The sequence below is a fragment of the Limnobacter parvus genome, from assembly GCF_024623725.1.
In the GTDB taxonomy this organism is placed as follows: Bacteria; Pseudomonadota; Gammaproteobacteria; order Burkholderiales; family Burkholderiaceae_B; genus Limnobacter; species Limnobacter parvus.
On sequence record NZ_JANKHG010000027.1, the window covers coordinates 151549 to 165010 of the forward strand.

A 13462-nucleotide genomic window follows, 5' to 3' on the forward strand; every position below is an offset into this window, starting at 1 on the left:
TAAATTGAGCCGCTTGAAGAGGGGTGTCCGGAATATATTCCGGAAAAATTTGAACATTTTTGGGCAATGGTGCTCAAAGAGGGCTGTGCAAAGAGGCAGCAGGCAAAGGACACACAATGTGGTTGGTGAAGTACGCATTGCGCAGACCGTATTCAATGGGCGCATTGGCAATATTGGTGCTCATTCTCGGTTTGACGTCACTTAGGCAGTTGCCGGTCGACATTCTTCCAGAAGTGGAAACGCCGGTTGTGAATGTGGTGTGGACCTATCAAGGTTTGAACGCCCGTGAAATGGCCAGCAAAATTACGTCATTCTCGGAATTGGCGTTGTTGAACAACGTCGACAACGTGAAGGAAATTTCTTCAGAAACCTTCAATGGCGTTGGCTTGGTGCGTGTAATTTTTCAAGACAACGTTGAAATCGACATTGCACTTTCCCAAGTTGCCGCAATTTCTCAAACGATCTTGCGGCGCATGCCCCCCGGCACCAGCCCGCCAATTGTGGTGCGCAATTCGCTGTCCAGCCGGCCCATTTTAAGCATGGTGGTGTCATCAGACACGCTTAGTCAAAGCCAGCTTGCGGACTATGCACGCATTCAACTGCGCGGCCAAATTCAAAGCATTGGCGGCATGCGCCTGACCTTGCCTTATGGCGGTGCGACCCGTCAGATCATGATTGATCTGAAACCCGATGCCTTGCCTGCATTCGGCTTGTCTGCCGCTGACGTGGCTGAAGCTGTGAATCAACAGAATCAAACATTGCCTTCGGGCAATGTGCGGGAAGGCCTGCGAGACATGCAAATCTCCGTGGACGCCAGCCCTGAAACCGCCGAGGTGTTTGAGAACCTGCCCATCAGCGCCAAAGATGGACGTATCGTGAAGCTGCGCGATGTGGCTGACGTGCGTGACGGAGGGGCCAATCAAACCAACCTGACCCGAGTGGACGGTAGCAGTGCCGTGTTGGTGTCGATGGTGAAGATTGGTGACGCCTCGACCACTGACATCATCAAAAAAGTGAAAGAGCGTCTGCCTGAAATACAGGCCGCAGCGCCAGCCGGTGCGAAAGTGATCCCAATTTTCGATCAATCGGTGTTTGTACAAAGTGCGGTGGATCTAATCGCCAAAGAAATCTTGATTGTGGGTTTTCTGGTGGGATTGGTGGTGTTCATTTTTCTGGGATCGTTCAAGTCCAGTCTGATTGTGTTGGTGTCAATTCCGTTGTCGCTGTTGGTTGCGGTCATTGTGGTGAAATTAACCGGCCACACCCTGAACCTGATGAGTCTTGCAGGTTTGGCTTTGGCAGTGGGTATTTTGGTCGACAATGCCATGGTTGAAATCGAGAACATCAATCGCAACATCAGCCTGGGCTTAAGCGCACCGCAGGCTGCACTGGCAGGGGCAAAGCAGGTTGCATTTCCTGAATTTGTTTCCACCGTATCAACCTGTATTGTGTTCACACCAATTTTTTTCCTGGAAGGCATTGCTGGCTACGTGTTTCAGCCCTTGGCCATTACGGTGATTGCTGCATTGGCCGCCTCCTATTTCTTCTCAAGAACCGTGGTGCCCACTTTGGCCGCGCTTTATCTCAGCAAAAATGACAGGCATTACAAGGGCTTTGACAAGCTCGAAGCGTCGATTGACCGCTTGGGCCATGGCATAGCAGACCGCCTGCCCGCGCTGCGCGCCAAGGGGCCAGTGGTGGCTTTGGTGGTTGTGTTGATTGTTGCCAGTGCAGGTGTGTTGCTGGCCATCAGCCCACAACAGTATTTTCCGCGTACGGATGCCGGTTTGCTTAAACTTTATGTGCGTGGCCCGGCGGGAACACGGGTAGAGGAAACTGCCAATAATTTTGCAAAGGTGCAAACCGCCATCCGTGATTTGATCCCCCCTTCCGAACTCAAACAAATTGTGGAGTTGATCGGCCAGCCCGACCCTGTGAACATGGCGTGGGTGGACACGATGACGGTGGGCGGCTTTGACGGCGAAATGCTGATTGAACTTGACCCGAAACAGGCCAGTACATTTGAATATCAAACCTTGTTGCGAGCAGAGCTGAGCGAACGCTTCCCCAATTTTAAGTTCCTCTTTTTACCTGCTGACATTACCAATCAGACTTTGTCGGGCCTAACACCCACATCCGCAGAGATTCGGGTCATTGGACGGGATGTACCGGGAAACATTGGCATCGCGCAGGAGCTACTGGCGAAGCTGAATGGCTCAGACGACATCAGCGACTTGATGCTGAGACAGGTCGGTAACTTGCCCGAATACATGGTGTCGATTGATCGAGATCGCGCCTTGGCACTGGGCATCACTTCTGCCGATGCATTGCAAACTCTGCTCGCTGTGTTGGGTACTGGGGGCACTGTGGCGCCCAGTTACTGGTCCGACCCGCGCGCTGGTATTTCGTACGTGGTACAGGTGCAGGCACCATTGCAAAGCATAAGTTCTGCAGACGACCTGTTGCGCTTGCCCATCACCACGCCAACTGGCGACAGCATTCAGCTGGGTGCGATTGCCAGCATCACCCCCCGAACCGTGCCCGCGAGTGTGGTCCGTTCAACGCTACAGCCCGTTATCAGTGTTTTGGCCAACGCGCCCGGTGCGAATTTGCGGGTGTTGGCAGAACAATCTCAAGAAGCTGTAGCGCAGGTGCAGGGTCGATTGAAACCCGGCAATCGAATTGACATCAACGGACAGGCCGCTGCAATGACCGCAGTATTCAAAGAACTGGCTGTGGGCTTGCTGGGTGCGTTGGCCTTGATTGTGTTGGTGATGGTGTTCAACTTTCAGTCCTGGACACTGCCTTTTGTGGCGCTGAGCAGCTTGCCGATCGCCTTATCGGGTGCAGTGGCCGCATTGTACTTAACCGGCACGCCCATCAGCGTGCCTGCTTTGATGGGATTGATCATGACCATGGGCATTACAACGGCCAACAGTGTGCTGTTGACATCGTTTGCCCGTGACGCTTGGGTGCAGGGCTTGAGCGCTTGGGATGCAGCCACACAAACTGTTCGCCAACGCATTCGACCCATCCTGATGACCGCTTTGACCATGATCGTGGGGCTAATACCGATGGCCACGGCTTTGGGGCAAGGTGCCGAACAAAATGCACCACTGGCTCGCGCTGTAATTGGCGGTTTGATGACTGGTTCTGTGGCCACCTTGATCGTGGTGCCCTTGATTTTCGCATTTGCCATGAAAAATGCAGTGCCCAGCCAAGCGCTGGTGGAGGAATAAACATGAATAAAAGTACGGTAATTGTATTGGCTGTCGGCGTGTTGTTCGCGGTGGGCACGGGGCTGGTGTATTGGGGACAAGACGCCAAAGCCAACCTGAAACCACAAAGCGGGGAGGCGGCGTCGGCCCCCGTGGTCAATGTCGTGCAGCCCAAGGCTTCCGAGATGGGCAGCGACATTCAGTTCTCAGCCCGCTTGGCACCCTCTCGCGAAGCCAGTTTGTTCGCACGCAGCTCGGGATTTGTTCAGGCGCGTTATGCCGACATTGGTACCCGTGTAAAAGCGGGTGAAGTGCTGGCACGAATTTCTGCGCCAGAACTGGAGGCTTCTTTGAACTCCGCGCGAGCTGCTCAACGACAGCGTGAAGCCGAATTGCTCGTGGCCAAAAGAAATCGTGAACGCGTAGAGCCTTTGGGTGTTGCTGGCGCAGTGTCGGCGCAGCAGGTTGATGAATTGACCGGTATGGAAGAGGTGGCCAAAGCCAATTTGGCCGCTGCAAAGGCCGAGGTGCTGCGTCTGCAAAGCGAGGTCGCCTATTTAACGTTGACCGCCCCGTTTGACGGAGTAATCACCGAGCGTAATATTGACCGTGGGGATCGGGTTAGTCCAACTGATTCCATGATGCTTTACCGAATCATCAACAGTGATGTGTTGCGGGTGCAGGTGGATGTACCCCAGCCACAGTTGTTCCGGATTGATCCGTCTGTTGATGCAAGCTTGACGATTGCTGAACGACCTGGACAAAGCATCCCCGTGAACTACAAACGGTCCTCTCAGGAATTGAGATCAGAATCAGGAACTGTGCGCATTGAATACGAGTTCGACAACCGTGAACTTGCCTTGGCTGCTGGATTGAATGCCATGTTAAAGGTGGTGTCAAATGGCAAGGGCAGCAGTGTGACGGTGCCGGCCAACACCATTGTGTACCGGGACGGTGGTGCCACCTTGGTTGCATTGAATGATGCGAACCAGGTGGAATTCAGAAAAGTAACTTTGGGGAAGAATTACCCGACCATGGTCGAGGTTCTGCAAGGTGCGGGCACGCAAGACCGCATTGTGGTGAACCCGAACGCCTTGCTGAAAGAAGGTCAGGTGGTAGAACTGGCGAATTAATGCGCTTCTGATTCCAGGCGTTTTTCGAAGTAGATGCAATCGCCGTCTGCCATCAACTGCATGATTTTCAACGGCGCGCCGTTGGAATCGAGCGTAAGCAGGCCTACACCGCTTCCGTTCACAAGCCGTTCGCCACGGCTTCCGTGGTCGGGCTTGCGCGGAATAATTCGCATCTTCCGGCGTTTGGTGAACCAGTTCAATGGCGACCAGGGCGCGTAAAGCCATCGGTTTAATCGATCCAGCGTATCCAGCAGTCTGCGGGGAAATTCATTGCGAAATCCACTGCTGGTAATTTGCCAGATGTTGGGGCTGGTTTTTTTGGCACGCAGCTCGACTTCATAGGCAAATGAATAGTGCACATCGCCGGAAAGGATCACAAAATTTTGTGGCGTTTTGCCATGCCTGAACAAATTCAGCAAGGTACTGGCAGCACCCCTGTGGGCCATCCAGTTTTCGGCATCGACCATCAGCGGTTTGCCAAACCAGGTGAATATTTTCTGAATGCCTTCGATCAGTTTTACACCGAACATTGGGGCTGGTGAAACCAACAGCACCGCGTCATGGCCAAGCAAACGTTGTTGCAATTCCGACAGGGCTTCCCAGTCCATCAAACCCGAAGGATGTGACGGGTTGAATTCCGCGCGCCAGCGGTTGGTGCGTGTGTCGATCACCATTAACACTGGTTCGGTGTTCCATTTGTATTGCCAGCCACGGAACGCGATCAGTTCGCCAATCAGCTCTTCGTGTGCTTCTTGCCCTGGAATTTGCAAGGCTTCGTCACAGCGTTGCATCATGTCATCGGAAAAGTTTTCCGGGGCGTTGCCCCAACCCTGGCACACCAAATAGGCCAAAAGTGCATTGCCGATAATTCGCCGCGAAAAAGGCTCGCCATACGCTGTTTCTTCCCAGTCTGCGCTCAGGTTCCAGTCGTCTGTGATGTCGTGGTCATCGAACATCATGGCAACAGGCAGGTGCGCCATCAGCCGGTGAACGCTGTCCAGCTCAGCCACAAATTCTTCAATTGCTGCAAGCTGTGCATCGTAGCGTTCCGCGAATTCGGTGGGTATGGAAGAGGGCATCGCCATGTCCGTGTACCGCCACGGAATGGGCGACCACGCCAGCAAGTACATGGCCATGACTTCGGCCAGAGAAATTAGATGGTTTCTGGCGTTATCCGTCGTGAATACAGGTTTTTTTACACCCGTGAACAACACTGTACGCAGGTCTCTCGAGGCTTCAGTTTTCGGAAGTAGTTCGTGCCGTGTGTAGTAATGGGGTTGTTGCTGGTGAAGTTCCTGGCTGTTTGTTAGCTTGGTTCCGGGCAATTCTTCAACGGGGTCTTGCAGCTGGCTTAACAAGTGGTGGATGGCCACCAGCATGGGGCCGGCCACGTCGTCTGTGTAAACCTGGTCACCACTCATGACCAGTAGCGCGGGCCATTGGGTAGGGTCCGCCGAACTTTCCAGCAAGTGTCGATCTGCGCGGGCCAGCCCATCGCCAGCAGATGTGCCTTCTTTTCTCGTGTAGTGCGGTTTGCGACATGAGCCATGCAGCACGCTTTTTATTTGATTTTGAATCACGAAGCCCAGAGTTGTCTTGCCAGGGTAGAGCAGGTGAGGTGCTTCGTGAATCAAATTGATCCATTCCTCGTCCCCGCCAGAACGGTGGCCAAGTTCATAGCCCACCCAAGTGTTCAGGGGCAGTTCCATGTCCAGCGGCAAATCGATCAAGTGAATGTAAAAACGCTCCGCAACTTTCAGCTGGCGGCAGTGGCTGCGAATTTCGTGAACTTGGGAATCGTGTTTATTCGGGAAAAGGGCAAGGCGCCACTGCACCGGTTTGGACGTTGCAAGCCACAGGGTAATGCGATCGCTTTGCATTCTGCGCAGTATTGGGCCAGCCAACAGGGTTTGGATTGATTGTGTTCCGGATGCGTCTAACTGAATGGTCATACTGCCGATGAATTGTGTGGATTAAGCCCAAGCAACTTTGTTCAACGTTTACGTGGTAAATCGGTGTACATGCTCAGGCCCAAGTGTTCTCAGCCTTTGCAAGCGGGTTGCAGGGTTGACGTCATCCATGTTGTGAAAGCAGCTGAATCGGTTTCGAATTGGGCCTTGTCCGTGTTCAAGCGATCGGCCTGCTGATTGAACGTATTCACCGCCTCGTTGTGTTTGGCTTTCGCTGCAGCGTCGGTTTTGCCGTCACTCAACTTTCTTTTTTCATTTTGTAGGGCCAACCGTCGGTCTGCCAGTAACTTTTCGCTGCCACGCAATTCCTCTGCACGGGTTTCAAGCTTTTTAAAGCGTGTTTGGCCTTCCTGTTCAAGTTGTAAACAGGTGCGTGACTCGGAATTTTGAACGGGCGCTGGATTGGGTGCTTGAGCTTGCGCCAGGTTACCAAAAAGCAGTGAAGAAAGAGAAATAGCCAGAAAAAAATTCAGTGAATTCATGGGATTCAAACGCAGCTCCTAATAGAGCTTGACTGTAGCAGATGGCGAAGTGTAGGCGGGCTTTGAATGCATCAAGACAAAAAATCAAATTCCTCGTTGATTTAGTAAGTAATAATAATTATCATTAGCGTTTATTTTAATGCAGAGCTTGCAATGACCAAATTGGATCATCTGAATTATCTTTTGATCAGTCGAATTCTATCGGCTGTGCTGGGTGGTTACCTTTTTACCTGGGGCTTTACTGCGGTCGGAATTGCTGGCCTGGTTGCAGTGGGTGTTGATTTTCACGAAGCAGAAACTGCAGCGCTAATCATGGCCTTTCTTGTATTTCCAGGCGTATTTCTGTGGGCGTTTGCTTGCCGCCGTGTGGCGGTGGTGTGGACTGTGTTGGCGGGGGGCGGGGCGTTGATGACTCTGGCTGCCCGGGGCATTCAGCAAAGTATCTTGGTTTAAAGGGGCGCTGTCGTGTTGAGTAATTTCCGTTTGTCCATGGCGTGGTTGCACACTTGGTTTGGCTTGGTGTTGGGCTTTGTGCTGATGATCTGCTTTTTCTTTGGTTCCTTGTCGGTGTTTGATCGGGAAATTGATCGTTGGGCGATTCCTGAAACACGTTTTGATGCGCAACCCATGCCTTCTTTCGACAAGGTTCTGCTGCCTGTGTTTCAGCAACTTGAACCTGATGAACAGGATTACGCTGCAAACATGCCGCGTCTTCACGACCCGGCAAAAGGGGAAATTACGCCCCGCACTGAACTTCCAATCGATGAGTACTGGGCTTACACCACACACCGCGACCCCGTGTTGCGTATGGGGGCAGGTTTTGGTGTGCCCTTGGCCAAAAATCCGGAAGACCACAACCACATTCACAAGAACGTGACCATTGATCCGCGTACGGGTACCTTGTTGCCCGATGATCAACTCAAAATTGGCAGTGAATGGTTTTACCCGATGCATTACAGCCTGCACCTAAAATGGAAAAACCTGGGGTACTGGGTGGTGGGTTTGGCGGGTTTGGTGATGCTGGTTGCTTTGGTTACCGGCGTGATCATGCACCGCAAATTCTTTCGCGAGTTTTTTACTTTCCGCCCCTGGAAGCGCACACAACGCGCAACTCTTGATTTACACAATTTAACTGGCGTGGTTGCGTTACCGTTTCATTTCTTTTTCGCATTTACTGGCCTTGTGATTTTCGCGGGGATCTACTTGCCCGTAGGCGATACTCTCTTAAAGCCAATGCACCAGCAGCATGAAATGCGAGAGTCTGCTGCCAAAGGTTTGCCGCATGATGCGGCGGGTGTGGCTGCACCACTGGCGTCGGTTGACTCCATGGTTGAAGAAGCCAAGCGCCGCTGGGCAGCCCGCGACATGGCCGGAGAGGTCGGCTTCCTGGTGGTTCACCACGTGGGCGACGCCAACAGTTATGCAAGCATTTACAGGGCAGGTAGCGATAGGGTGGCTTTGGTGGGTGAGGCGATTCACTTCAAGGGAAGTAGCGGCGAAGTGTTGTATGAAGAGCCACCGCGATCCGTGGTGTCCGAAATCGATCAGTTCCTGACTGGCTTGCACCTTCAGCATTTTGAACACTGGTTTTTGCGTTGGCTGTATGTGTTGGGTGGCCTTCTGGGTTGTGTGTGTATAGCCACCGGTTTTGTTTTCTTTGTAGAAAAGCGCAAGTTGCAGCACGCCAAAAGCGGCAGCAATGCAAGCCGTGTGGTGGAGGCATTGGGCATGACCACGGTAACCGGCATGGTGATCGCCGCCCTTGGCATGCTGGTAGTGAACCGCCTATTGCCTGCGGACATGGTTGGCAAAGGTGATTGGGAGAAAGCAGCTTTCTGGCTTGTATGGGCCCTGACGATGTTGCATGCCTACGTGCGCAGTGCACCGGTGCGCCATGCAGCGTTTAACCCCGCTTGGCGTGAACAGTGCTGGGCCATTGCGGTGTTGTGTTTGACTGCTGTGGTTTTGAACTGGGTGACCACGGGAGATCACTTGATTCAAACCGTGTTCCTTGATCCGTATTGGCCTGTGGCAGGTGTCGATTTGAGTTTGTTGACCTGTGCGGCATTGGCAAGCTGGGCCGCATTGAAAATGGCCCGAAGACAGGGTGCTGCGTCATACGTTGCAAATAATAATCACGAGGTTGCTCATGTCTGAAACTTTTTATTTGGCCATGGCAGTGGTGTTAAGTTTGCTGGGAATGTGTTGGCTGGCCTTGTCGATGGATGTGCACTGGGCGCAAACGAGGCAAATTGCACTGGCCGACAACAAGCCGCCGCGCAAGCTGCTGAAGGTGCTGGGTAGTCTCGCGCTGTTGCTTTCATTGGCGCTGTGTCTGCTTGCAGACAGGCCATCGATTGCTGTGCTGGTTTGGGTCATGTTGATGGCGGGCTCAGCTGCCTTTCTGGCTTGGGGCTTGTCGAAAAAGCCCCAAGTGCTGAAGGTGTGCTGGCCCTTTTAACTTACTTGCCGCCTTTCGGCTTTGCCTTGGGCTTGGGTTTTGGCTCGGCTTTGTTGTCAGTTTTTACTTCTGACTTGGATCCCGTTTTCGATTCTGCTTTGGTGTCTGCTTTGGGTTTTGCCGGGGCAGGTTTCGAAGCGCTTGTCATTGCTTTCACGTTTTCCGTGGTCGCTTTATTAATCGCAGCTGTAACTTGCCGTTTGGCCTGTGAAGTGGCCTGTGCACGTGCCGCGCCGGTTATCTGATTGAAGCCACTAAGCCACATGCTCATAAAAGGGTTTGCTTTTAACCAAGGGTTGTTCATGGTGAGTTCCTCCTTTAATCCCGTTCCGCAAGTAAATCGATCTTGCGCTCTGCCATCAATGCGCCAAGTTCGTCCAAATCCAGTGAGTCGGTTTTGGCTTTTGTGAACATTTCGCTTTGCTCCTCTTTCACATGGTGTTTTACATACTCAGACAGCACCTTCACCTTCGCGTCGTAGTCCTCGCCATCGGGTTCGATGCCTTCGATTTGCTCAATTAAACTCATCATCGTTGCGTGTTCCACTGTGGCTTCGGGAACCAGCATTTTGTCTTCATGTGCTGCTTTGAATGCAGGGTAAAAAATTTCCTCTTCAAGCTGGGCATGCACACTTAACTCCGCACAAATTTCAGCGACAAGTTCTTTTTTTTCTTCGTCAGATTCTGCTTTTTCATACTCCTCAAACAAGGCATTTACCTTTTCATGGTCGGCTTTCAACATTGACACTGCGTCCATTTCTGTTTCAGTGGTGTCGAATATTTCGGTGTTTCGTGTGTCGGTCATGGTGTTTCTCCTGGGTTCAAAATACAAAGATCGCGAGCAGAATGATGATGGGTATGGGGATCCCTAAAAACAGCAACATTAGTGAGCGCATGGTATGGGGGCCTTATAAGGTGGAGTGATCGGTGTTGATTGCATCACGTTGCTTGCCACCGAACGTGGCGGACAAACTTGCGGCAAATGCGCCAATTAACAGAGCCACAAAAATCCACAAAGCAGCATATGCAGATGCTTCACGGGCGGCTTCTGTGGCTTCTTTTCTAGATTCTTCCGACCCTTGTATTTCGTTTTGAACCCGTGTGTAAATTTCGCTGACACGTTGCTCCATGTCCTGCTGCGATATGCCTGTTCCTTGAGATTCGTTGGCCGCCATTGCTGCCATGGTCGCTGTGTTGCTGACATTACTGACCATGGACGCTCCTCCACTCAAAATGGATCCAATGACCGAAGTAAGAAGTACTGCCGTGACCAAGGATGCGACTGCCCATGCAAGAAAGCCATGTGCGGTATCCCGGAAATAGATTTCATCGTTGTGAACATCAACCCATTTGGTGCGCAACCTGCCAGCCAGATAACCGCCCAATGCAGAAGAAAGAAGCTGTGTGACAGTGAGCCAGATGATGGTCGACATCCCGAAGCTTTCAGCACTGATTCCCTCATTCGCCCAAGGCGACACGGAGGACAAACCCAGGCCCATTCCAAGAATGAGCAAGATGAGAGACAGCGCGGCAGCGCCAGCGGCGCCTGCCACAATGGCACCCCATGAAACGGCGCTAGGGCTTAAAGAACGCGAGTTGTTGTTGACGTTGTAGCCGTAATCCTGAGGATGGGTAGTGGCGGTGGTCGTGGTATTCATTGGCAGTCCTTAACATTGACAAGATCTTGCAATGTAGTGGGCCGCTGAAATCACGTCTGTTGGGGGGCGCACATAACCAGGGCATGCCTGGAAATGACACTGCCACCGCAGAGGGTGGCAGTGAGGTGATTGCCTCGACCAATTGGCCGAAAGCGCATCGTTTACTGACGAATCAAATGATCAAATGCCGCCAATGAAGCATTTGCACCTTCGCCCATGGCGATGATGATCTGCTTGTAGGGTGCTGTTGTGCAGTCGCCTGCAGCAAATACGCCTTCCATGCTGGTGTGGCCTTTGTGGTCCACCACAATTTCGCCGTGTTTGCTCAATTCCAGCGTGCCTTTCAGCCAATCGGTGTTGGGCAACAAACCGATTTGAACAAAAATGCCTTCCAGTTCAACCTGCTTTGTTTCGTCAGTTGCACGGTCTTTGTAGCTCAGGCCGTACACCTTGGTGCCATTGCCGTTTACCTCGGTGGTCAGTGCATTCAAAATCACTTTCACATTGGGCAGGCTGTACAGTTTTTTCTGCAACACAGCGTCGGCTTTCAACTTGGTGTCGAATTCAAACAAGGTGACTTCTTTCACAATGCCAGCCAGGTCAATGGCGGCTTCAACACCGCTATTGCCACCACCAATTACCGCAACACGTTTGCCTTTGTACAGGGGACCATCACAGTGCGGACAATAAGCCACACCTTTGTTGCGGTACTCGGCTTCGCCGGGCACATTCATTTCGCGCCAGCGTGCGCCGGTGCTAAGAATAATTGTTTTGCTGCTCAGCTTCGCGCCATTTTCGAGTTCAACTTCCACCTTGCCGTCATCCAGTTTTTTCAAACCTTTAGCACGTTGCAGGTTCATCACATCAATGTCGTATTCTTTCACGTGCTGCTCAAGCGCGGCAACCAGTTTCGGACCTTCGGTTTCTTTCACGGAAATGAAGTTTTCAATGCCAAGTGTGTCCAATACCTGGCCACCAAATTTCTCGGTGACCACGCCGGTTTTCACGCCCTTGCGTGCGGCATAAATTGCAGCGGCTGCGCCAGCGGGGCCACCACCGATAATCAACACATCAAACTCGCCTTTGGCGTTTAACTTGGCTGCGTCTTTCTCGGCGGCGCCAGTGTCCAGCTTGGCAACAATCTCTTCCAGTGTCATGCGGCCAGAACCGAAGCTTTCCGTGCTGGTGCCACCTTGAACGCTTTGGAACACCGTGGGTACCGCCATCACCTTGCGTTGTTCCACAAGCGGCTGGAACATGCCACCATCAATCATGGTGTGGCTAAATGCGGGGTTCAACGCCGCGATGGTGTTGAATGCCTGCACCACGTCGGGGCAGTTGTGGCAGCTCAACGAAATCACTGTTTCAAAATGACCGCCATTCGCGGGCGCTTGCAGGTCCTTGATCTGTTCGATGACGTCAGCTTCCACTTTGGGTGGGTGACCGCCAACATGCAACAGGCCCAGCAACAGCGATGTGAATTCATGCCCCATGGGCAAACCGGCAAAACGCACGCGACCTTCTTCACCTTTTTTGGCAATAGAAAATGAAGGGCGCAGATTGTATTCACCGTCGAGGCGAACAGACACCTGGTCTGAACACTCACCAATTTCCTGAACAAGCTGTTCCATGTCGCGTGCTTTTTCGCTATTGTCCAGCGATGCCACCAATTCAATGGGGTGGCGCAGCATCTGCAGATAGGTCTTCAGTTGTTGTTTGATGTTTGCATCGAGCATGGGGTACTCCGAGGGGTGTTCGTCGATTGTTTTTGAACATTCGCCGCTCCCTTGTGGGGAGCGGTTTTTTACAACAAATTCAAAGGTGATTTGAATTTAGATTTTGCCAACCAGGTCCAGTGATGGAGTCAAGGCTGCGTCGCCTTCTTTCCACTTGGCTGGGCAAGCCTGGCCTGGGTTCTTTGCAATGTACTGGGCAGCCTGAATCTTGCGCTTCAGTTCAGATGCATCACGGCCGATACCCAGATCGTGAACTTCCATGACCTTGATCACGCCCTGTGGGTCCATTACGAATGTACCGCGCAGTGCCAGACCTTCTTCTTCAATCATTACGCCAAAGTTGCGTGTAATTTGACCAGTGGGGTCACCAATCATTGGAAAGCGGATCTTGCCAATTGTTTCTGTGGCATCAGCCCAGGCTTTGTGGGTGTAGTGCGTGTCTGTTGAAACAGAGAATACTTCCACGCCCATCGATTTCAGTTCTTCATACTGGTCAGCCAGGTCGCCCAGTTCAGTGGGGCACACGAAGGTGAAGTCGGCTGGGTAAAAGAAGAACACAGACCATTTGCCCATGACATCGGCTTCGGTCAGTTGAATTTCTTTGCCATTCCAAAATGCTGTTGCTTTGAAAGGCTTGATTGCTGTGTTGATCAAAGACATTTGATGATCTCCAAAAAGTTAATGAACAGTCAGTTAATTAATCACCGCCAATTCTACAGAAGAAATTGTGCGATTGCAAAATTTAATTGAGTTATTGAAGTGATTGTCATTCGCTATCGTATTTTTTGGTCCTGAATTTTTGAAT

Annotated in this window: 12 protein-coding genes; 5 read left to right on the forward strand and 7 right to left on the reverse strand. The window is 52.0% G+C overall.

What is annotated here, in order from left to right:
- Nucleotides 1-116 precede the first annotated feature (116 nt).
- Together NSP04_RS14400 and NSP04_RS14405 are read left to right on the forward strand one after the other, a co-directional pair.
- Nucleotides 117-3239, forward strand: a complete 3123-nt coding sequence (locus NSP04_RS14400) for an efflux RND transporter permease subunit (protein ID WP_257513046.1) — start codon at nt 117-119, stop codon at nt 3237-3239.
- Between the two features lie 2 nt (nt 3240-3241).
- Nucleotides 3242-4351 carry an efflux RND transporter periplasmic adaptor subunit gene (locus NSP04_RS14405; RefSeq protein ID WP_257513047.1) on the forward strand — a complete coding sequence of 370 codons (1110 nt, stop codon included), beginning with the start codon at nt 3242-3244 and terminating at the stop codon, nt 4349-4351.
- Here the strand turns inward: NSP04_RS14405 and NSP04_RS14410 are convergent.
- Complete coding sequence (locus NSP04_RS14410) at nt 4348-6303, reverse strand: alkaline phosphatase D family protein (protein WP_257513049.1); 1956 nt, start codon at nt 6301-6303, stop codon at nt 4348-4350. The genes NSP04_RS14405 and NSP04_RS14410 overlap by 4 nt on opposite strands.
- A gap of 89 nt (nt 6304-6392) precedes the next feature.
- Entirely contained in the window at nt 6393-6803 is a 411-nt protein-coding gene (locus NSP04_RS14415) for a hypothetical protein (RefSeq protein WP_257513050.1), read from the reverse strand.
- A 153-nt stretch (nt 6804-6956) separates the two neighbouring features.
- Between NSP04_RS14415 and NSP04_RS14420 the strand changes: the two genes are divergently transcribed.
- Genes NSP04_RS14420 through NSP04_RS14430 form a run of 3 tightly spaced genes read left to right on the forward strand, consistent with a single transcriptional unit; the run spans nt 6957 to nt 9264 of the window.
- On the forward strand, nt 6957-7256 hold the full coding sequence (locus tag NSP04_RS14420) for an iron uptake protein (RefSeq protein WP_257513051.1): 300 nt from the start codon (nt 6957-6959) through the stop codon (nt 7254-7256).
- 12 nt (nt 7257-7268) lie between these two features.
- Entirely contained in the window at nt 7269-8960 is a 1692-nt protein-coding gene (locus NSP04_RS14425; protein WP_257513052.1) for a PepSY-associated TM helix domain-containing protein, read from the forward strand.
- Nucleotides 8953-9264 (forward strand): DUF3325 family protein, encoded by a 312-nt coding sequence (locus NSP04_RS14430; RefSeq protein WP_257513053.1) that lies wholly within the window; start codon nt 8953-8955, stop codon nt 9262-9264. The genes NSP04_RS14425 and NSP04_RS14430 overlap by 8 nt, the downstream gene beginning before the upstream one ends.
- A gap of 1 nt (nt 9265) precedes the next feature.
- Here NSP04_RS14430 and NSP04_RS14435 read toward each other — a convergent pair whose 3' ends face one another.
- From NSP04_RS14435 to ahpC, 5 genes are all read right to left on the reverse strand, one after another.
- Entirely contained in the window at nt 9266-9568 is a 303-nt protein-coding gene (locus NSP04_RS14435; protein WP_257513054.1) for a hypothetical protein, read from the reverse strand.
- A gap of 14 nt (nt 9569-9582) precedes the next feature.
- Nucleotides 9583-10068 carry a hemerythrin domain-containing protein gene (locus NSP04_RS14440; protein WP_257513055.1) on the reverse strand — a complete coding sequence of 162 codons (486 nt, stop codon included), beginning with the start codon at nt 10066-10068 and terminating at the stop codon, nt 9583-9585.
- A 103-nt stretch (nt 10069-10171) separates the two neighbouring features.
- On the reverse strand, nt 10172-10921 hold the full coding sequence (locus NSP04_RS14445) for a hypothetical protein (protein WP_257513056.1): 750 nt from the start codon (nt 10919-10921) through the stop codon (nt 10172-10174).
- A 161-nt stretch (nt 10922-11082) separates the two neighbouring features.
- Nucleotides 11083-12657, reverse strand: coding sequence for an alkyl hydroperoxide reductase subunit F (gene ahpF, locus NSP04_RS14450; RefSeq protein WP_257513057.1), 1575 nt, complete (start codon nt 12655-12657; stop codon nt 11083-11085).
- Between the two features lie 96 nt (nt 12658-12753).
- The gene (gene ahpC / locus NSP04_RS14455; RefSeq protein WP_257513058.1) at nt 12754-13317 is read right to left on the reverse strand and encodes an alkyl hydroperoxide reductase subunit C; all 564 of its coding nucleotides are present in this window, start codon (nt 13315-13317) and stop codon (nt 12754-12756) included.
- Nucleotides 13318-13462 lie beyond the last annotated feature (145 nt).

Bases quoted from the DNA above. Each gene is read 5' to 3' on its own strand.
- NSP04_RS14400 (WP_257513046.1), top strand. From the start codon at position 117: ATGTGGTTGGTGAAGTACGCATTGCGCAGACCGTATTCAATGGGCGCA.
- NSP04_RS14405 (WP_257513047.1), top strand. From the start codon at position 3,242: ATGAATAAAAGTACGGTAATTGTATTGGCTGTCGGCGTGTTGTTCGCG.
- NSP04_RS14410 (WP_257513049.1), bottom strand. From the start codon at position 6,303: ATGACCATTCAGTTAGACGCATCCGGAACACAATCAATCCAAACCCTG.
- NSP04_RS14415 (WP_257513050.1), bottom strand. From the start codon at position 6,803: ATGAATTCACTGAATTTTTTTCTGGCTATTTCTCTTTCTTCACTGCTT.
- NSP04_RS14420 (WP_257513051.1), top strand. From the start codon at position 6,957: ATGACCAAATTGGATCATCTGAATTATCTTTTGATCAGTCGAATTCTA.
- NSP04_RS14430 (WP_257513053.1), top strand. From the start codon at position 8,953: ATGTCTGAAACTTTTTATTTGGCCATGGCAGTGGTGTTAAGTTTGCTG.
- NSP04_RS14435 (WP_257513054.1), bottom strand. From the start codon at position 9,568: ATGAACAACCCTTGGTTAAAAGCAAACCCTTTTATGAGCATGTGGCTT.
- NSP04_RS14440 (WP_257513055.1), bottom strand. From the start codon at position 10,068: ATGACCGACACACGAAACACCGAAATATTCGACACCACTGAAACAGAA.
- NSP04_RS14445 (WP_257513056.1), bottom strand. From the start codon at position 10,921: ATGAATACCACGACCACCGCCACTACCCATCCTCAGGATTACGGCTAC.
- ahpF (WP_257513057.1), bottom strand. From the start codon at position 12,657: ATGCTCGATGCAAACATCAAACAACAACTGAAGACCTATCTGCAGATG.
- ahpC (WP_257513058.1), bottom strand. From the start codon at position 13,317: ATGTCTTTGATCAACACAGCAATCAAGCCTTTCAAAGCAACAGCATTT.